At 63.7% G+C, this 18441-nt stretch carries 18 protein-coding genes and 1 pseudogene; 8 read left to right on the plus strand and 11 right to left on the minus strand.

The genetic code is table 11. The features are described from left to right. Nucleotides 1–6: 6 nt before the first annotated feature. Nucleotides 7–909, minus strand: a complete 903-nt coding sequence (locus AC0L24_RS12130; protein ID WP_127267471.1) for a phosphotransferase family protein — start codon at nt 907–909, stop codon at nt 7–9. 101 nt (nt 910–1010) lie between these two features. Between AC0L24_RS12130 and AC0L24_RS12135 the strand changes: the two genes are divergently transcribed. After that, complete coding sequence (locus AC0L24_RS12135; RefSeq protein ID WP_164873721.1) at nt 1011–1643, plus strand: class I SAM-dependent DNA methyltransferase; 633 nt, start codon at nt 1011–1013, stop codon at nt 1641–1643. A gap of 1 nt (nt 1644) precedes the next feature. Here the strand turns inward: AC0L24_RS12135 and AC0L24_RS12140 are convergent, their stop codons facing one another. Together AC0L24_RS12140 and AC0L24_RS12145 are read right to left on the minus strand one after the other, a co-directional pair. Next, nucleotides 1645–4098, minus strand: a complete 2454-nt coding sequence (locus AC0L24_RS12140) for a GcvT family protein (RefSeq protein ID WP_127808098.1) — start codon at nt 4096–4098, stop codon at nt 1645–1647. Then, nucleotides 4095–4982: a phosphotransferase family protein gene (locus tag AC0L24_RS12145; protein ID WP_127382604.1), complete on the minus strand. Its 888-nt coding sequence runs from the start codon at nt 4980–4982 to the stop codon at nt 4095–4097. Before AC0L24_RS12145 ends, AC0L24_RS12140 begins: the two co-directional genes overlap by 4 nt. 400 nt (nt 4983–5382) lie before the next feature. Between AC0L24_RS12145 and AC0L24_RS12150 the strand changes: the two genes are divergently transcribed. Further along, nucleotides 5383–6159, plus strand: coding sequence for a DeoR/GlpR family DNA-binding transcription regulator (locus AC0L24_RS12150; protein WP_027039687.1), 777 nt, complete (start codon nt 5383–5385; stop codon nt 6157–6159). Here the strand turns inward: AC0L24_RS12150 and AC0L24_RS12155 are convergent. Both AC0L24_RS12155 and AC0L24_RS12160 read right to left on the minus strand, forming a co-directional pair. Further along, nucleotides 6156–7055, minus strand: a complete 900-nt coding sequence (locus AC0L24_RS12155) for an NAD(P)/FAD-dependent oxidoreductase (protein WP_127808097.1) — start codon at nt 7053–7055, stop codon at nt 6156–6158. The genes AC0L24_RS12150 and AC0L24_RS12155 overlap by 4 nt on opposite strands. Further along, nucleotides 7045–7494 carry an RrF2 family transcriptional regulator gene (locus AC0L24_RS12160; protein ID WP_127330683.1) on the minus strand — a complete coding sequence of 150 codons (450 nt, stop codon included), beginning with the start codon at nt 7492–7494 and terminating at the stop codon, nt 7045–7047. Before AC0L24_RS12160 ends, AC0L24_RS12155 begins: the two co-directional genes overlap by 11 nt. Before the next feature lie 88 nt (nt 7495–7582). On the opposite strand from AC0L24_RS12160, the gene AC0L24_RS12165 reads away from it, so the two are divergent. From AC0L24_RS12165 to AC0L24_RS12190, 6 genes are all read left to right on the plus strand, one after another. After that, on the plus strand, nt 7583–8494 hold the full coding sequence (locus tag AC0L24_RS12165; RefSeq protein ID WP_127808096.1) for a LysR family transcriptional regulator: 912 nt from the start codon (nt 7583–7585) through the stop codon (nt 8492–8494). Between the two features lie 218 nt (nt 8495–8712). Continuing rightward, nucleotides 8713–9867 (plus strand): ABC transporter substrate-binding protein, encoded by a 1155-nt coding sequence (locus tag AC0L24_RS12170; RefSeq protein WP_127808095.1) that lies wholly within the window; start codon nt 8713–8715, stop codon nt 9865–9867. Nucleotides 9868–10069: 202 nt separating this feature from the next. Next, complete coding sequence (locus tag AC0L24_RS12175; protein ID WP_127808094.1) at nt 10070–11080, plus strand: ABC transporter ATP-binding protein; 1011 nt, start codon at nt 10070–10072, stop codon at nt 11078–11080. A 14-nt stretch (nt 11081–11094) separates the two neighbouring features. Then, nucleotides 11095–12045, plus strand: a complete 951-nt coding sequence (locus AC0L24_RS12180; RefSeq protein ID WP_210214668.1) for an ABC transporter permease — start codon at nt 11095–11097, stop codon at nt 12043–12045. Further along, nucleotides 12035–12850, plus strand: coding sequence for an ABC transporter permease (locus AC0L24_RS12185; RefSeq protein WP_127267883.1), 816 nt, complete (start codon nt 12035–12037; stop codon nt 12848–12850). Before AC0L24_RS12180 ends, AC0L24_RS12185 begins: the two co-directional genes overlap by 11 nt. 103 nt (nt 12851–12953) lie before the next feature. Further along, nucleotides 12954–14381 carry a gamma-aminobutyraldehyde dehydrogenase gene (locus tag AC0L24_RS12190; protein WP_127808092.1) on the plus strand — a complete coding sequence of 476 codons (1428 nt, stop codon included), beginning with the start codon at nt 12954–12956 and terminating at the stop codon, nt 14379–14381. Between the two features lie 137 nt (nt 14382–14518). Here AC0L24_RS12190 and AC0L24_RS12195 read toward each other — a convergent pair whose 3' ends face one another. The 6 genes and pseudogenes from AC0L24_RS12195 to fdhD form a co-directional block, all read right to left on the minus strand. After that, on the minus strand, nt 14519–14833 hold the full coding sequence (locus AC0L24_RS12195; protein WP_127267881.1) for a hypothetical protein: 315 nt from the start codon (nt 14831–14833) through the stop codon (nt 14519–14521). Between the two features lie 55 nt (nt 14834–14888). Then, nucleotides 14889–15251 (minus strand): nuclear transport factor 2 family protein, encoded by a 363-nt coding sequence (locus tag AC0L24_RS12200; RefSeq protein WP_127267880.1) that lies wholly within the window; start codon nt 15249–15251, stop codon nt 14889–14891. A gap of 81 nt (nt 15252–15332) precedes the next feature. After that, nucleotides 15333–15485, minus strand: a pseudogene (locus AC0L24_RS12205) (carboxymuconolactone decarboxylase family protein); the annotation flags it as partial. A gap of 156 nt (nt 15486–15641) precedes the next feature. Continuing rightward, entirely contained in the window at nt 15642–17195 is a 1554-nt protein-coding gene (locus tag AC0L24_RS12210; RefSeq protein ID WP_292632214.1) for an alpha/beta fold hydrolase, read from the minus strand. Between the two features lie 112 nt (nt 17196–17307). Further along, nucleotides 17308–17619 carry a formate dehydrogenase subunit delta gene (locus AC0L24_RS12215; protein WP_023811684.1) on the minus strand — a complete coding sequence of 104 codons (312 nt, stop codon included), beginning with the start codon at nt 17617–17619 and terminating at the stop codon, nt 17308–17310. Further along, nucleotides 17609–18439, minus strand: a complete 831-nt coding sequence (gene fdhD / locus AC0L24_RS12220) for a formate dehydrogenase accessory sulfurtransferase FdhD (protein WP_292680983.1) — start codon at nt 18437–18439, stop codon at nt 17609–17611. Before fdhD ends, AC0L24_RS12215 begins: the two co-directional genes overlap by 11 nt. Nucleotides 18440–18441: the final 2 nt, after the last annotated feature.

Genomic DNA, 18441 nt, shown 5'->3' on the forward strand with positions numbered 1-18441 from the left:
CCAGGCTCAGTCCCGGTGTATTGCTGCCAGATGCCGCGAAAACTCCGGCGTCTCCATCAGCGCCTTGCAGCGAGCGAAACGGCCATCCGCATAAGCGCGAAAATCATCGACCGGGTTGTTGTTGGCGAGCTGGATCAGCCCCCACAAGGTCCACAACAGGTCGCACATTGCCTTGTAGATGACGATGCGGCCGCGCTCCGCCGGCCTCGCCTCGCCGCCGAAATAAGCGCGTATCATCTCTTCGTCCTGGGCGGCGTCGAACTTGCCCTCCACGCTGAGGTCGCCAAGGTCCCAGAGCGGATCGTTCATGCCCGAATATTCCCAGTCGACGATCCACATCCGCTCGCCAGTATCGAGAAAGTTCTCGCACAGCGGATCGCAGTGGCAGGCGACGATCGGCAGCGGATGGGCGGCCAGCGCCGAGCGGACGCTCTCGGCGTCTCGCACCACGTCATGATAACCGGCGGGCAGGGCGACCTCCTTGGTGGACAGCACCTTGAGGTAATCGTCGATCATCGCGAACAATTCGAAGCGGAAGGGAAACACCGCGCCTGAATCGTGCAGCTTGCGAAAGGCTTCGCCGGCGCGTGCCGGACTGCCCGGACGTGTCCGGAATTTCTCCGGCGACATCGTTTCGGCGCCGGCGATGTAGCGTGTCACCATCACCCCGGTACCGGGGTCGACATGCAGCACCTCGGGACTGACCCCCGCTTTTGCAGCTTCGCGCGCGGCCACCGCTTCGTTGGCCCGGTTGATGTATTCCTCGGTGCCCTTGCCGGGAATGCGCAGGCAGAAGTCGCCGGCCTTGAAGACGAGATTGGTGAGGCCGCCCAGCCGTTCCAGCGGCCCGCTGTAGCCGGCCAGCATGGGAATGGCGTCCAGTGCCGCACGCGCCTCGTCTGTCACCATGCCTGCGCCCCCACGCTGTTATTTGTCGCAGCGACGGTTCCACAATTTTCGCGCTTTGGCTATCATCACTGCGAGATCAAAAATTGGCGGACTGGATAAAAGTGGCGGACAGCAAACATCAGGGCGCGCTCGGCGCGGCCTACGCGGCAAAACGGCCCGAAGAGGTGGCTGCACTCTATGACCGCTGGTCGGAAACCTATGACGCCGACATGTCGGCCGCCGGCTATCGCCATCCGACGATCTGCCTTGCGTTGCTGGCCCGCCATCTGCCGCGCGGTTCAGCACCGCTGCTCGATGCCGGGGCCGGCACCGGGCTCATCGGCGAATGGCTTGATATTGCTGGTTATCCCCTGGTCGAGGCACTCGATATTTCACAAGGCATGCTGGATCAGGCGGCCCGCAAGGGCGTCTATTCCGCGCTCCACTGCCTTGCGCTCGGCGGTCATCTGCCCTTTGCCGATGATGCCTATGCCGGGATAATCTCGGCCGGCGTCTTCACATCGGGTCATGTCGGCGTCGAAGGGCTGGACGAGCTAATCCGCATCTGCCGGCCGGGCGGCGTGATCGTGCTGACGGTCAAGAACACGCTGTGGGATGCCGGCTTTGCCACGCGTGTCGGCGAGATCGAGGCGCAAGGCCTCGTCACCCGCGTCGAGGAAACGCGTCCTTACGTCTCGATGCCCGGCGAGGCCGACACGGTACCAAGCCGCGGCCTCGCTTTGCGCGTTATTTGACCTACGCTTTGACCCTGGCGCCTGCCGGATCATACATCGGCTCGAGGTGGATATTGGCCGCTGTCCTCTCCATCGCAACCACCAGTTCATAGTCGCCGGAAGCGAGAAAATCATCGCTCACCCCGTCGGCGTTGCGCACATAGCCGTAGCCGATGTTCCTGCCCAGCGTGTAGCCGTAACCGCCGCTGCTGAGATAACCGACCGGTTCGCCATTGCGCAGGATGGTTTCGCGGCCGAGCAGCACGATCTCGGGGTCGTCGACCGTGAAGCCGGCAAAGCGTTTCTTCAGTGCCGCGCCGCTGGTCTTCTCCAGCGCGCGCCGTCCAACGAAATCGGTGTTCTTGCGCAGCTTGACCGCCCAACCGAGCCCGGCTTCCTGCGGCGTATCGTTGGGGGTGATGTCAGAGCCCCAGGCGCGATAGCCTTTTTCCAGCCTTAGCGATTCCAGCGCCCGATAGCCGACCGGTCGGATGTCATGCTTCTCGCCTGCCGCCATCAGTGCGTCGAAGACTTCGCCGGTGGCCGCGATCGGCACATGCAGTTCCCAGCCGAGTTCGCCGACATAGGTGACGCGTAGTGCCCGAACCGTGCGGCCGGCGATGGTAATCTCGCGCACATGGCCGAACGGGAAGCCGGCACTCGACACGTCGGCTCCGGTCGCCGCCGAGAGCACGTCGCGCGCCCGAGGACCCATCAGCGACAGCGTGCCGAAATCCTCGGTGACGTCGACAAGCCTGGCATCGAGCCCTTCGCCGATATGATCGCTGATCCATGAGGAATCATGCGTGCGGAAACCGGTGCCGGTGACGATATAGAATTTCTCCTCGGCCAGCCTCGCCACAGTGAGATCAGCTTCGATACCGCCGCGCGTGTTGAGAAGCTGCGTATAGGTCAGCCGGCCGACCGGCTTGCTGACGTCGTTGGCACAGATCCAGTCCAGCGCCTTCAGCGCATCAGGCCCGCTCAGCTCGTATTTGGCGAAAGACGATTGATCGAAAATGCCGACCTTTTCACGCACATGCCGGTGTTCGTCGCCGACCGCCGCGAACCAGTTCTGCCGGCCCATCGAATAGATGTCCTGCGGCTCGACGCCTTCGGGCGCGAACCAGTTCGGCCGCTCCCAGCCGAGCTTCGAGCCGAACACGGCGCGCTGCTGTTTCAGCCGCTCGTACAGCGGCGAGACGATGCGCGGCCTCCCGCTGGCGTACTCTTCATGCGGAAAGCCGATCGTATAGTGTTTGCTATAGGCCTCCAGCGTGCGGTCGCAGACCCACTGACGGTCGCGGTGCAGGTTGGAAAAGCGCCTGATGTCGACCACCCACAGGTCGAGCGGTGCTTCGCCATCGACCACCCACTGCGCCAGCACCCAGCCAGCGCCGCCGCCCGAGGCGATGCCGAAGGCGTTGAAGCCGGCGCCGACGAACATGTTGGCGCATTCGGGCGCTGTGCCGAGAATGAAATTGCCGTCCGGCGTAAAACTCTCCGGCCCGTTGATCATCTGCTTGACGCCGACGGTTTCCAGCGCCGGCACACGCGCGATCGCTTGGCTCATGTGCTGCTCGAAATGGTCGTAGTCGTCGTCGAACAGCCTGAATTCCCAATCATTGGGAACGTCGTCGCCGGGGAGACCAGTCGCCCAGGCCTGCGGGTTAGGCTCATAGCCGCCCATCACCAGCCCGCCGACTTCCTCCTTGAAATAGGTGCGTCGGTCAGGGTCGCGGATGGTCGGCGCGTCGGTCGCCAGACCGTCGATCTTCTCGGTGATGATGTACTGGTGCTTCACCGGCTGAAGCGGCACGTTGATGCCGGCCATGGCCCCCACTTGCCGCGCCCATTGGCCCGCACAGTTGACCACCTTGTCGCAGGCGATGTCGCCCTTGCTGGTCTTCACCGCCGTGATGCGGCCGTCCTTCATCTCGAAGCCGGTGACGCGAACATCCTCGAGCAGTTTGGCGCCATGCATGCGCGCGCCCTTGGCCAGCGACTGCGTGATGTCGGAGGGGCTCGCCTGGCCGTCGGTCGGCAGCCAGGAGGCGCCGACGAGATCGCCGGTCTCCAGCAGCGGCCACATCCTTTTCACCTCGTCCGGCGACAGCAATTGCATGTCCATGCCGAAGCTTTTTGCTGTCGTCGCCAGCCTTTTGTACTCGGTCCAGCGGTCGGCGTTGGTGGCGAGCCTGAGGCAACCGGTCATCTTCCAGCCGGTGGCGAGACCGGTCTCGGCCTCCAGTCCCTTGTAGAGGTCGACGGAGTATTTCAGCACGCGGGTGATAGACGCCGACGAGCGCAATTGCCCGACAAGGCCGGCGGCATGCCAGGTCGAACCCGAGGTCAGCTTGCCCTGCTCCAGCAGCACCACGTCAGCCTTGTGGTCGCGCGCCAGATGATAGGCCGTCGAACAGCCGATGATGCCGCCGCCGATGACGACGATGGCGGCCTGGCTCGGCAATGTCATGATTTCTGTATCCCGTATTTTGTCCGGTAGTTTTCCAGTGCCGCGTCGAGCCGGGCGAGGTTTTCCTCGGTGTAGGCGACGTAGTCGATGCCCGGCGCGTCGAGATAGAGCTCGGAGACCATGCTCCACATCGCCTCGCGCAGCAGCGAGGCGCATTGCATGGCCGCGTGCGAACGGCGGATCGCCTCGTCCGGTTCCTTCATGAAGTAGGCGGTCAGGAAGGCAAAGGATTCCTCGTCGCTCATGCCGGCGTTGGAGGCGGCGCCTGCGAGGTCGAACATCGCCGTGTTGAAGCCGGCATATTCGAAGTCGATCAGCCATAGTCTGTTGCCGTCGTCGAGAATATTGGCCGGCAACAGGTCATTATGGCCAAAGACGATCGGCAGCAGTTTCTGCGCGCGCTCCAGTTCGTCGGCCAGTGTCAAAAGGCGCGGCAAGTCGCTGCGCTTGCGGCTGCCGCCTTCTTCAAGCGTGCGCGCATAGTCGCGAATGACATGGAACACCCAGAACATGAAGCCGGCGCCCGAGACGTGATTGGGCATCTCCCGGTGGAAGGCGCGCATCAGGGCCGCGACCCGGCCGAGATTGGCGCGCACGTCTTCCGCCAGATAGGTTTTCGCACCGAGAAATTCCGTCACCAGGATGCCCGGTTCGGCATGGCGGACGGCTGGCGCGAAACCGGCGGCATGCGCCGCCCGCGCGGTCATAACCTCGCGCTCGCGAAAGACATGGTGGAACGGATAGTCCTTGCCGAAGCGCACGACATGTCGTCCGGCCGCGTCCGTGACCACATAATTCGCGTTGCTCAGGCCGCCGGGCAGCGGTGCGATCTCGATGCCACCGGTCCAGCAGGGCAGGGCGCGGATGCGATCTTCGGCGGTCACGGAACATCCCTGGTTTGCTGGGCTTCGACAAGGCGCCGTGAACAGCGCAACGATGGCGGGAAAAACGTAAATAATCTCGTCGGTGCGGGACGCCAGGATCGGTATCCCGCACCGCACCGACGAGCCCCTTGGCCAGGTTTTTGAGCCCGGCATCCGCCCCCGCGGACCTGAAAATTCCTTGAACAGGCACGTTCCAAACGGCCTGATCGCTGAGTTGCGGCTCTGCCCCAGCCGCAGATCTGAAGCCTGTTGATGTCTTCGATTTCACGCCAGGGCTGCCCGCTTGTCAATAAAAAGGTGTGACTTTTTTTGGGTATTTTGCCTGAAAGCATAAGGTAGTTCCTTTAAAAGCACTTGAATTACCTTAAAATCGGTCAGGAGCATCAGTTCGGGAAACCAGATGGCCCAGTCCAAACGACACGGCGAGATCCTGCGTCTCCTGCAGGAAGAGGGCACCGTCACCATCGCCAGTTTGGCCGACCGGCTGGGCGTGTCGCTGGAGACGGTGCGCCGCGACGTCAAGCCACTGACTGGTGACGGCTCTGTCCTCAAGATGCATGGCGCCATCGGCCTGCCGTCGATGATCGGCGAAGCGCCCTTCGAGCGGCGCATGCGTGAGAACGCCGATGCCAAGCGCGTCATTGCCCGCATGGTCGCCGCCACCATCCGCGACGGGGAATCGATCATGCTCGACACCGGAACGACAACCTCGTTCCTTGCGCGTGAACTGCTTGGCCACCGGCGCCTGACGGTCGTCACCAACTCATCGGACATCGCCCGCACGCTGGCCACCATCAACGGCAACAAGGTCTATATGGCCGGCGGCGAGCTGCGCAGCGATTCCGGTGCTGCTTTCGGTGCCTCGGCAATCGATTTTGTCAGTCGCTTCTCGGTCAGCCACGCCATCATTTCCACCGGCGGCGTCGACGCGGTGATGGGCGTCATGGATTTTGATCTGGATGAGGCCGAGTTCGCCCGCATGGTGCTGTCGCGCGGTCAGCGATCCCTGGTCATCACCGATCACTCGAAATTCGGCCGTCTTGGTCTGGTCCAGGTCTGCGGCTTCGACAGCTTTTCCGAACTCGCCACCGACCGCTCGCCGCCGCACGACTTGGCTGCCGCCCTGGCCCAGGCCGGCGCGCGGCTCAGCATCGCCGGCGAGGAAGCCGGGTTCTAGCCGAACACCAGCGACTGGTGGGCGCAGACGCCCGCAAAGGCGCCACCCGATACCGCAAAGGCAATATTGTGCATCGAACGTGCCGCGTCGCCGGCGGCGTAGACGCCGGGCACGGTCGTCTGCTGCCTGTCATCGACTGATATCACCGGGCCGAGGAGGCCTTCGGAGAAGCCGCAGCCGAGCTGTTCGGCCAGCGGGCTGGCCATGATGTTGCGCGGAGCGGTGAACATCGCCCTGACGCCGGCCTTTCTGCCGTCGTCGAGGCGGACGATCAACCCGCCGGAGCCGTCTTCCCTTAGCTCGGCAACGCTGGTGGGCTCAAACCGCACCTTTCGGCTCTCCAGCGCGCGCATCTGCTCTGTGTCAGGCTCGAACAGGCAATTGCCGAACAGTGTGACATCGCCCCAATCGGCGATCAGCTGTGCCTGATGCAGGGACATCGGGCCGGTTGCGAGCACGCCGAGCGGCCCGCCGGAAACCTCGTAGCCGTGGCAATAGGGGCAGTGCAGCACGCTCCTGCCCCAGAGCTCGGCAAGCCCGGCAACCTCCGGCAGGATATCGCGTACCCCGGTGGCCAGAACCAATCGTGCGGCACCGAATGTCTCGTCGCCATCGGTGGTGATTTCGAAATCGCTGCTGCCGGCAGCAACGGCCTTGTCGGCACGCCTGTCGACAACCCTAACTGTCGGATAGGCCAGCAGCTGCCGCCTTGCGTCAGCCAGGATTGCGCCGGGCGCGCGCCCGTCCTGTCCGAGGAAGCCGTGCGAATGCTCGGCAAAGCGGTTGCGCGGCTGGCCGGCGTCGATCACCAGCACTTTGCGTCCTGCCCGCGCCACCTGGATGGCGGCGGACAGGCCGGCAAAGCTGCCGCCGACGACGGCAAGATCATACTGCATGGCTGGAGACTCCAATGAGATCAAAACGGCGGCGGAAATCGGCGGTCAGGTCGGCCAGCGTGATGCTGCTCAGCTTCTCCGCCAGCAGCCTTTCGGCGGCGATGCGAAAATCGTCGAGCACGGCGATCACCGCCTGCTCGACGAGGCAGCCGGGGCTTTCCGGCTCGGTGCTGAACGGCAGCAGCGTCTCGCCAAGGGCGACGCTGATCTCGGCCAGGGATATTTTCTCGGGCGCCCGCCCGAGCAGCCAGCCGCCACCGTGCCCGCGCGACGAGGTGACGATGCCGGCATCGCGCAAGCCTGCGATGGTGCGGCGGACCACGACCGGATTGGTGTGAATGAAGGTGGCAAGCTGCTCGGAGGTCAGCGCCTGTTCGGGCTTCTCGGCCATGTGGACGAGAATGTGCAAGGTCGAGGACAGTCGGCTGTTGCGTTTCATGTAACTTAGTTAGTTACGATTGGCGAAGCCGTCAAGTGTTCGCCGGTTGCCACTTCCCAGCATCGCGTCCGCCGTGTTTAGTCCGGCCATGGCTTTCACCATCCGCCAGTTGCAGTTCTTCATCGCCGTCGCCGAGCAAGGCACGGTTTCGGGCGCCGCGCAGAACCTGTCAATCTCGCAGTCGTCGGTCACCGAAGCGATCAAGGAGCTCGAAAGCGATCTCGGCGTCGAACTGTTCGAACGCCATCCGCGTGGCCTCAACATCACCCACAAGGGCCACCAGTTCCTGCGCCACGCGACGAAGATCCTCGCGGACGTTTCCGACGCGCGCCGCTCTTTCTCCGGCGAGCAGACGGTGGCGGCCGGCCGGCTGCAGCTCGGCGTCACCTCCCTGGTTGCCGGTTATGTGCTGTCGGATCTGCTCGCCCGCTACCGTCGCGCCTATCCCGGCGTCGAGGTCTCTGCCATCGAGGACAATGGCGATTATCTCGAACACCTCCTGATTGGCGGCAAGCTCGACATTGCCGTCATGGTCACCTCCAATTTGCGCGACCGCACCGCGTTGCAGTCGGAAATCCTCGAAGTCTCGGCCTATCGGCTGTGGCTGCCGCTCGGTCATCCGCTCGTCGGCGCCGACATCATCAGCATTGGCGACATTGCCTCCGAAACGCTGATCATGCTGACCGTCGACGAGATCGAGGAGAATACCGGCAAGCTGCTGACGGCAATCGGCGCCAAGCCGCATGTCGCCTTCCGCACCCGTTCCGTGGAAGCCGTGCGCAGTCTCGTCGCCACCGGCGCCGGCGTGGCGCTGCTGCCCGACCTCGTCTACCGGCCCTGGTCGCTGGAAGGCGACCGCATCGAATCGCGCGATATTTCCGGCTCCTTGCCGGTGGTCCAGGTCGGCATGGTCTGGCGGCGCGGCTCCGGTCTGCCGCAGGCCGCGCGCGATTTCATCGGCCTTGCCCAGTCGCAGCGGACGGTTCGCCAGCGTCCCTGAGAGATCGGCTGCAACCTATCGGAAAAACCGATATCGCCCTTCTGATAAATGAATTTGCGAAACCGGAATTTTCAAAGCACTTTCGGTTCAGGGACCAAAGCCGCCATCAGAGCGGCATCAAGCCCAACGGACGAACTGACAGTTTTCAGTCCGCGCGTGACCCCTAGCGAAGACCGAAACCGGCCTTCGGGGCCAGGCGCCTAAATGGGAGATCGACAATGAATTCATTCCTGAAGTCATGCACTGCTCTGACGGTCGCGCTGACCTTCTCCGGTCAAGCCGTCGCCCAGGTCAAGGAACTTGGCAAGGGCGAAGGCCAGGTCAACATCGTTGCCTGGCCGGGCTATATCGAGCGCGGCGAAACCGACAAGGGCTATGACTGGGTGACCTCCTTCGAGAAGGAGACCGGCTGCAAAGTCAACGTCAAGACGGCCAACACCTCCGACGAGATGGTCTCGCTGATGAATGAGGGTGGCTTCGACCTCGTCACCGCTTCGGGTGATGCCTCGCTGCGCCTCGTTGCCGGCAAGCGCGTACAGCCGATCAACACCGATCTCATCCCGAGCTGGAAGACGGTCGACGAGCGCCTCAAGGACGCGCCGTGGTTCACCGTCGGCGGCGCCCACTACGGCGTTCCCTACCAGTGGGGTCCCAACGTCCTGATGTACAACACCGAGGTGTTCAAGGAGGCTCCCAAGAGCTGGAACATCGTCTTCGAGGAAATGAAGCTGCCGGACGGCAAGTCCAACAAGGGCCGCGTCCAGGCCTATGACGGACCGATCCACATTGCGGATGCGGCCAACTATCTGATGTTCCACAAGCCGGAACTCGGCATAAAGGATCCCTACGAACTGAACGAGGACCAGTACAAGGCTGCACTTGAATTGCTGCGCGTCCAGCGCACGCTGGTCGGCCGCTACTGGCATGACGCCGCCATCCAGGTCGACGATTTCCAGAACGAAGGCGTCGTCGCTTCCGGTTCGTGGCCGTATCAGGTCAACACGCTGGTTGCCGCCAAGAAGCCGGTCGCTTCCACCATCCCGGAGGAGGGCGCCACCGGTTGGGCCGACACCACCATGATGGAAGCCGACTCGGCCAACCCCAACTGTGCCTATATGTGGATGGAACATTCGCTGTCGCCTAAGGTGCAGGGCGATGTCTCTGCCTGGTTCGGTTCGCTGCCGGTCGTGCCCGCCGCCTGCAAGGGCAATGAGCTTTTGACCGACGAAGGCTGCAAGACGAACGGCTACGAGAATTTCGACAAGATCAAGTTCTGGAAAACGCCGGTGTCGAAATGCACCACTCAGAACGACCAGTGCGTGCCCTACTACCGCTGGGTGTCTGACTATATCGGCGTCATCGGCGGGCGGTAAGAGCATAGCGCTGCCCCTCACCCTTACCCGTCCCCGTGAAGAACGGGGAGAGGGGGGCGTCAGCGCTGGAGCGCTTCCCTTCTCCCCGTCACTATACGGGGAGAAGGTGCCGGCAGGCGGATGAGGGGCAGCGCAAACGCCTGAGCTAGAAGAACGCTGCACCGCAGCCCGAATTGATTTGCCTGACAGATCAGGACAGCCCATGACCTCCGCCGTCTCCTTCCAGAAAGCCTCGCGCCATTTCGGCAGCGTGCGCGCTGTCGACGCTGTCGATCTCGACATTGTGCCCGGCGAATTCTTCGCCATGCTCGGGCCGTCCGGTTCAGGCAAGACCACCTGCCTGCGCCTCATCGCTGGCTTCGAGCAGCCGACTTCGGGCTCGATCTCGATCTTCGGCGAACGCGCCGAAGGCGTGCCGCCCTATCGCCGCAACGTCAACACCGTGTTTCAGGACTATGCGCTGTTCCCGCATCTGAACGTGCTCGACAACGTCGCCTACGGATTGATGGTCAAGGGCGTCGGCAAGCCTGGCAGGCACAAGGCGGCGGAAGAGGCGTTGTCACTGGTGCGGCTGCCCGGCTACGGCGCCCGCCGGCCCGGCCAGCTTTCCGGCGGCCAGCGCCAACGCGTGGCGCTCGCCCGTGCGCTGGTCAACCAGCCCAAGGTGCTGTTGCTCGACGAGCCGCTCGGCGCCCTCGACCTCAAATTGCGCGAGAACATGCAAGAGGAGCTGAAGTCGCTGCAGAAGGCACTTGGCATCACCTTCGTCTTCGTCACCCACGACCAGGGCGAAGCGCTGTCGATGGCCGATCGCGTCGCTGTCTTCAACGACGGCAAGATCATGCAGATCGGCACGCCGGAGGATATCTACCAGCGACCGAAGACGCGCTTCGTCGCCGATTTCGTCGGCTCCTCCAACGTGCTGCCGCCGGATTTCGTCCAGCGCTATTCCGGCCAGCATCGCTGGGGCAGCCTGCGCCCTGAATCCATTCGTGTCGGCCGCGCGGCCAGCGCGGGCACAAGTGGCGAAGGCGTATCCGCCCGCCTCGTCTCGACCAACTATCTCGGCGCCACGACGAAGCTGGCGCTCGACGCCGACGGGCTGCGGCTGCACGCCATCGTGCCCGCCGGCACGGCCTTGCCTGGGGAAGGCGAGGCGGTGGTGCTCACCTTCAACCGCGAGCACCTGCATCTGATGGACGAGCCGGCATGAGCCTCGACGCCGCCATGATGCGTGCAACAGCGCCCGCCATCCTGCCCGGCAGCGGCGGCTTGCGCGGCGCGCTATCGGACCTTTTCTGGCGCAAGCCGAAGGTCCTGCTGCTGCTCATGCTGCTGCCTCCGGTTCTGTGGCTGGGTATCGTCTATATTGGCTCGCTGTTTGCGCTCCTGGCGCAGAGCTTTTTCTCCATCGACGAGTTTTCCGGCCTTATCAACCGTGAGTTCACGCTCAAGACCTATGGCGACCTGTTCCAGGCCGCCAATCTCGACATCATCCTGCGCACGGTGACGATGGCGGCCTTGGTCACGCTGGCCTCGGCCGTCATCGCTTTCCCCATCGCCTATTACGCGGCACGTTATGCGCGCGGCCGCTGGAAGGCCTTGTTCTATCTCGGCATCATGCTGCCGCTGTGGTCGAGCTATCTGGTCAAGATCTACGCCTGGAAGCTGATCCTGGCCAAGGAGGGCATCCTCACCTGGCTCCTCGCCAAGCTGCATTTGTTGTGGGTTCTCGACGCCTGGCTGTCGCTGCCGATCGTCGGCGGCAATTCGCTGTCGGTATCGTTCACCGGCACCTTCATCGTCTTCGTCTATGTCTGGCTGCCGTTCATGATCCTGCCGGTACAGGCGGCGATCGAGCGCGTGCCGGGCAATCTGGTCGAGGCCTCGTCCGACCTCGGCGCCTCTCCGGGGCAGACTTTCCGCAACGTGCTGTTCCCGCTGGCCCTGCCGGGCATCGTCGCCGGGTCGATCTTCACCTTCTCGCTGACGCTCGGCGACTATATCATCCCGCAGATCATCGGCACCTCGCGGCTGTTCATCGGCCAGGCGGTCTATTCGCAGCAAGGCACCGCCGGCAACATCCCGCTCGCCGCCGCCTTCACCGTGGTGCCGATCGTCATCATGGGCTTCTACCTCTGGGGCGCCAAGCGCATGGGGGCCTTCGATGCGCTCTGATGGTTCCCAGTCGGCTCCGCTCGGCCTGAAGATAGCCGCCGCCTGCGGCCTGCTGTTCCTGCATCTGCCCATCCTGCTGATCTTCGTCTACGCCTTCACCACCGAGGAGAAGAGCTTCGTCTGGCCGCCGCCAGGGCTGACCACGCAATGGTTCGCCGTGACCTGGAACCGGCCGGATGTCTGGCAGGCGCTGTCGCTATCGGTCAGGGTTGCCTCCATCTCGACTGCGATTGCTTTGGTCCTCGGGACGCTCTGTTCGGCGGCGGTGTCGCGGACAAAATTCTTCGGCCGCGAAACCATCTCGCTGCTGGTCATCCTGCCGATCGCGCTGCCCGGCATCATCACCGGCATCGCGCTGCGCTCGGCCTTTTCGCTCGCCGATATCCCGTTCTCGTTCTGGACGATCGTGCTCGGCCACGCCACCTTCTGCGTGGTGGTCGTCTACAACAATGCCGTCGCCCGCTTCCGCCGCACCTCCGGATCGATGATCGAGGCCTCGATGGATCTCGGCGCCGACGGTTTTCAGACTTTTCGCCATGTCGTGCTGCCCAACATCGCCACGGCACTGCTTGCCGGCGGCATGCTGGCTTTCGCTTTGTCCTTCGACGAGGTCATCGTCACCACCTTCACAGCCGGCCAGCAGCAGACGCTGCCGATCTGGATGCTGGAAGAGCTGATCCGTCCGCGCCAGCGCCCGGTCACCAATGTCGTCGCCATGGTCGTGGTGCTGGTGACGCTGCTGCCGATCCTTGCCGCCTATTACCTCACCCGTGACGGCGACCAGATCGCCGGAAGTGGGAAATGAAAAACAGCGAATAGGGAGTAGCGAACAGCGAGTAGGGATCATCGACGGTCAACCCTGCTCGCTTTCAGCTACTCGCTACTCGCTCCTGTTAAGGGAGAATCCAATGGACACCCAGATGCTGATCGGCTCGAAATTCGAGAAGGGCACCGAGACCGAGGAGCCGATCCTCAATCCAAAGACCGGGGCGACCATCCTCAGCCTGCCCGAGGCCAGCCAGGCGCAGATCGAGGCGGCGGTCACCGCCGCCGAACAGGCGTTCGTCTTGTGGTCGCGCACCACGCCGGCGCAGCGCTCCGGCTATTTGCTGAAGATCGCCGACCGCATCGAAACAGACGCGAAGGAGTTCGCCACGCTCGAGGCGCTCAATTGCGGCAAGCCGATCAACGCTGTGCTCAATGACGAAATCCCGGCGATCGTCGACTGCTACCGCTTCTTCGCCGGCGCCGTCCGTTCGATGCCGGGCGTCGTGGCCGGCGAATACATTCCCGGCCATACTTCGATGGTCCGCCGCGATGCCATCGGCATCGTCGCCTCCATCGCGCCGTGGAACTACCCGCTGATGATGATGGCCTGGAAGCTGGCGCCGGCGATCGCCGGCGGCAATACCGTCGTCTTCAAACCATCCGAGCAGACACCGCTGACGGCGCTGAAGCTGGCGAAAATCCTCGCCGATATTCTGCCGGTGGGCGTGGTCAACGTCGTGCTCGGCCGCGGCGACAGCGTCGGCAACACGCTGATCAATCATCCCAAGGTCAACATGATCTCGATCACCGGCGACGTCGCCACCGGCAAGAAAGTGCTGCAGGCGGCTGCCAAGTCGGTCAAGCGCACGCATCTCGAGCTCGGCGGCAAGGCGCCGGTCATCGTCTTCGATGACGCCGACCTCGGTGCCGTGGTCAACGGCCTGCGCGCCTTCGGCTATTACAATGCCGGCCAGGACTGCACCGCCGCCTGCCGCATCTACGCCGGCAAGAAGATCTACGACAAACTCGTCGCCGATCTCTCCTCGGCCGTCTCGACCATCAAGTACAACCGTCCCGACGACACTGAAAACGAGATCGGCCCGCTCATCTCCCGCCGCCAGCGCGACCGCGTGTCGAGTTTCGTCGAGCGCGCCTCGGAACTGAAGCACATCGAGATCACCACCGGCGGCAAGCCGGGCGAGGGTTCTGGCTTCTACTACCAGCCGACCGTCGTCGCCGGCGCGCTGCAGGAAGATGAGATTGTCCGCCGCGAAGTCTTCGGCCCGGTCGTCTCGGTTACCCGTTTTTCGGAGGTCGACGAGGCGGTGAACTGGGCCAATGACAGCGACTACGGCCTGGCGTCATCGGTGTGGACCAAGGATGTCTCGCGCGCCATGGCGACGGCCGCCCGCCTGCAATATGGCTGCACCTGGATCAACACGCATTTCATGCTGACCAACGAGATGCCGCATGGCGGGCTGAAACAGTCCGGCTACGGCAAGGACATGTCGCTCTACGCGCTGGAAGACTACACCGCCGTGCGCCATGTGATGGTGGCTCACAGCTAGCGCCTTCCCTTCTCCCCGTTTTACGGGAGAAGGTGGCCCGAAGGGCCGGATGAGGAGCAGCGCGTCGCTGGCAAAGCCGGCTCCGCCCCTCATCTGCCTGCCGGCATCTTCTCCCCGTGAAACGAGGAGAAGAATCACTACTCCACAATGCGGTAAATATTCCACAGGCTGGTGCCCGACACGACATAGGGCTCGATCTCCTTGCCCCATTTGGCATGCGCGTCGATCTTGCCGATCTTGGCAAAGAACGCCTCCAACTGGGCCAGGCTTTCGACCTGATGATGGGACTCTACCGTCGCCTCCCGCGCGCCGATCGAACCGGTCATGATCTGGAATTCCAGCTCGTCGATGCCGACCTGCGAGCCGATCTCGCGTTCCCATTTCTTCAACAGGTCGAGCACGGTCTGCTTGTGTCCGAACTTGGCGTCGATCTGCCATCTGGCGCTGAACATCGTCTTCTCCTCCAGGTTTGCGGCCCAGGCCGCGGTTGATCCACCGGCTGTTGGTCTACTCGTCCCAGGCCTGCACGACGGTCTGCCTTGCGATCCGCCCGTCCTTCAACTCCAGCATCGCCGCGCAGAACACCTTGGTGCCGTCCGGATAGGCGCAGGCCTGGGTGAAGGCGAGACTGTCGCCGTCGGCGATGGTGGTATCGACCTTGTGGGTCATCGCCCGGCTGCAGATGTCGTCCCAGAATGTGGTGATCGCCGCGCGTCCGCGGATCTCGCGCGGCTTGCTCGGCGGGTTGTTGCGGTCGATCACCCGCACCAGCGCGTCGTCGGCATAGAAGCTCGACAGCATCTTGCCGTCACGGGTTTCGATGGCCTTCTTGATCGATGCGCCATCCACTGTTTGGGTCTTGGTCAGCATGTCATCCTCCATTGGCCCGTCTTGCGACCGGGCGGTTGATGGTCGAAGGGCTGCCCGGCGCTCGTCGCCGGGCAGTGGTTGTTACTGCGACTTCGCCTTGACGGCCGCGAACACGTCGTCGGCCTGCTTCTTGAAGGTCGTCAGATCGACCTGACTGCCGTTGAGCATCGTCGGCCAGTGGCGCACGATCGCGGACATCGCCACCGCCTCCTTGATCTCCTCATCGCTGGCGCCCTGCCGCTATCGCAAGCGATTTGAGTGTTTGGTTCGACGTCAGCATTTCCTCCTCCGTTCGCAGCACCTTTCCCGACGACATCCGCCTGGCCTGCATGGAGAGAATTGATAGCGCTGACCCGCCCATGGCCGCTTCGCCCGAAAGCGCCATGGCTCTCATGGCCCGTGCGGGCCAGGGTGCCTGGCCGAAAACGCCGCCGCCGCCGCCCGCGACGGCAGGTCCAGCTTGAGCAGTATGTTGGCGACATGGCGCTTGACCGTGTGTTCGCTCAGCCTCAATTCGGCGGCGATCGCGGCATTGCTCTTGCCGTCGGCGACGAGGCTCACCACCTCGCTTTCGCGCGCCGTCAATGCGGCCGGCTCGGCAACCCTGGGTTTGGGCCGGCAGGCGGGTTCCAGATGCTGTTCGGACGTCGCATGGACCAGCGCCAGCGGCTCCTCCAACTCGTCGACGCTGATGCGCCCGGCGTCGGTGAAATGCAGGCCCGACCCAGCCGCCAGATCGGCGATCAGACGCGACGCGATAATGTCGCCGGGGCCGGCATGGGCGGCCAACTGCATCGCCACCCGCGCCGTCATCCCAACGGGCGGACCGCGCATTTCGATCTCGCCGACATGCGCCCCTTGCGCGCTTGCCACGCCGATTTCCTGCGCCGCCTCGCGCAGGGCTGCCGCGCAGCGTATGGCGCGTGCCGGGCCGTCGAAGCGCGAAATCATCAACTCGCCATGCAGGCCCACAGAGCGCCCACCATGGCGTCCGACCAGCAGCCGCCAGGTTTCCTGGAAGCGTTGGCTGCGTTCGCTCCACATGCGGTCGCCGAGCCGCGCCGTATCGTAGATGCGTGTCACCAGAAGTGCCGCCAGCACGCGGTCCACTTCGCCTACGGCGCGCTCGCCGGTCAGGAATTCCTCGATCAGATCGGCCACCCCGTCGACATCGCCGGTCCAGATCGGATGGTTGCGTCCGGCAATCTCGACCAGCCGGGCGCCGGGAATCTTCTGTGCAAGGAAGCGGCTGGCATCGGGGTCGACCCGCGCATCGTTGCGGCGATGAATCACAAGCGTCGGCGCGCTGATCACGTTCAGGATGTGGCGGATGTCGACGTCGGCGTTCATGCGCGCCAGCGCCGCCGCCGCCGTCGGGCTCGCCGACAATCGTTCGAAACGTGCCCACCACTGGGCGAAATGCGCGTCGTCGACCCGGCTCGGCGCGAAATGGGGCAGAGTGGCGCCGGTGCCCCAGGCTGTCTCCGCCATCTCGATGAAAGCGTCGAGGCGTTCGGGCGACATCACCCATTTGTGGAAATGCGCATAGCCGCCATAGAGCGCCAGCGCCCGCGTCCGCTCCGGATAGGTGGCGGCGAACAGCATCGCCATCGGCGCGCCTTCGGAGGAGCCGAGCAGGGCTGCACGGCCGCTGCCGGCGGCGTCCATAACCGCGCGCACATCGTCCATCCGCGTTTCGAGACTGGGCAGGTTATGCGCGTCGACGCGGTCGGACAGACCCGTGCCGCGCTTGTCGAACAGGATCAGCCGCGAGAATGCCGAAAGCCGCTTCAAGAGCCTGGTATAGCCCTCGTCTTCCCAGTGCAGGTCGAGGTTGGAAATGAAGCCCGGCACGAAGACCAGATCGAGCGATCCCTGCCCGACCACCTGATAGGCGATCCTCATATCGCCGCTACGGGCGTATCGCGTCTCGATCGGCCTCACGAGATTTCCACCCCGGCCTGACGATTTCTGGTCGTCAAACCATAGCAGAACAGCGCGGATGCGGCAGCTTAAACTTTAGCGATGACGAATGTAAGCCGGCGCGGCTTGGCGATTATTCCTGCGAGGCGGCGACGTCGGCAGGGGAGGGCTCGAGTCCGAGTTTGAGGTCGGCCGCAGCCGGCGTGATCGGCCGCCTGATCCTGGCGGAGGCGGCCACCACCAACTCGTTGAAGTTCCCGGTGCCGTCGTCCAGCATTTCGAAGAACTGCCGCCGCATCCTCGGCTCCCAGAACTTGTTGATGTGCTCGGCGACGCCGGCAATGCCTTCCTCGCGCGGCTTGGAATGGAAGAAATCGGCGATCTGGTTTGCCATGCGCACCAGCTTCTCGGCGGTGCTCATAATGTGTTCTTCGTCATGCGACATGCTTGGCAACTCCGCAAACCACCCGGTCGGGGTGGGTGAAAATATCAAAATCGTCGCCGCGAACCAGCGCCACCAGCGTCATGCCAGCCTCTTGCGCCGTGCGGATGGCAAGGGCGGTCGGCGCCGAGACGGCGATGATGAAGGCCGAGCCGATAGAAGCCGTCTTCTGCACCATTTCGACCGACACCCTGGATGTCACCACGACGGCACCGGATGCGCCATCGATGCCGGCCCTGGCCAGCGCACCGGCCAGCTTGTCGAGCGCATTGTGACGGCCGACATCTTCGCGCGCCATGACGATGCCCTTGCCAGGCATATAGAAACCGGCGGCGTGTACCGCTCCGGTCTCGGTGTGCAGCGGCTGCACTTTGGACAAAAGCTTGACCGAACGGGCGATGTCGTCGGCATCAAGCGTAAGGCTTGAGGTACCAACCGCATCGACCGAGCGCATTGCTTCCTCGATCGATTCGATGCCGCAAAGCCCGCAGCCGACCGGGCCGGCGAGCCTTCGCCGCCGCGCTTCGAAACGTGTGTTGGCTCGGTCCTTCAGCCGGATCTGAATGTCGATGCCGGCGCCATGGTCCTCGACCTCGATCGCTTCGATCTCTTCCGGCGCAGCCACAATGCCTTCGGTCAGCGAGAAGCCAAGCGCGAAATCCTCGAAATCGGCCGGGCTTGCCATCATCACCGCATGCGTGGTGCCGGCAAAGGAGAACGCCACCGGCGTCTCTTCCGGCACCATCCGGTTGGCAGCCGTCGTCCCAACCGCGCGGTGCGCCAGCCGCGATACCTGCGTCGTGGCTTTGCGGCGCGCGCTCAAGA

The sequence above is a fragment of the Mesorhizobium sp. WSM4809 genome, assembly GCF_055811655.1.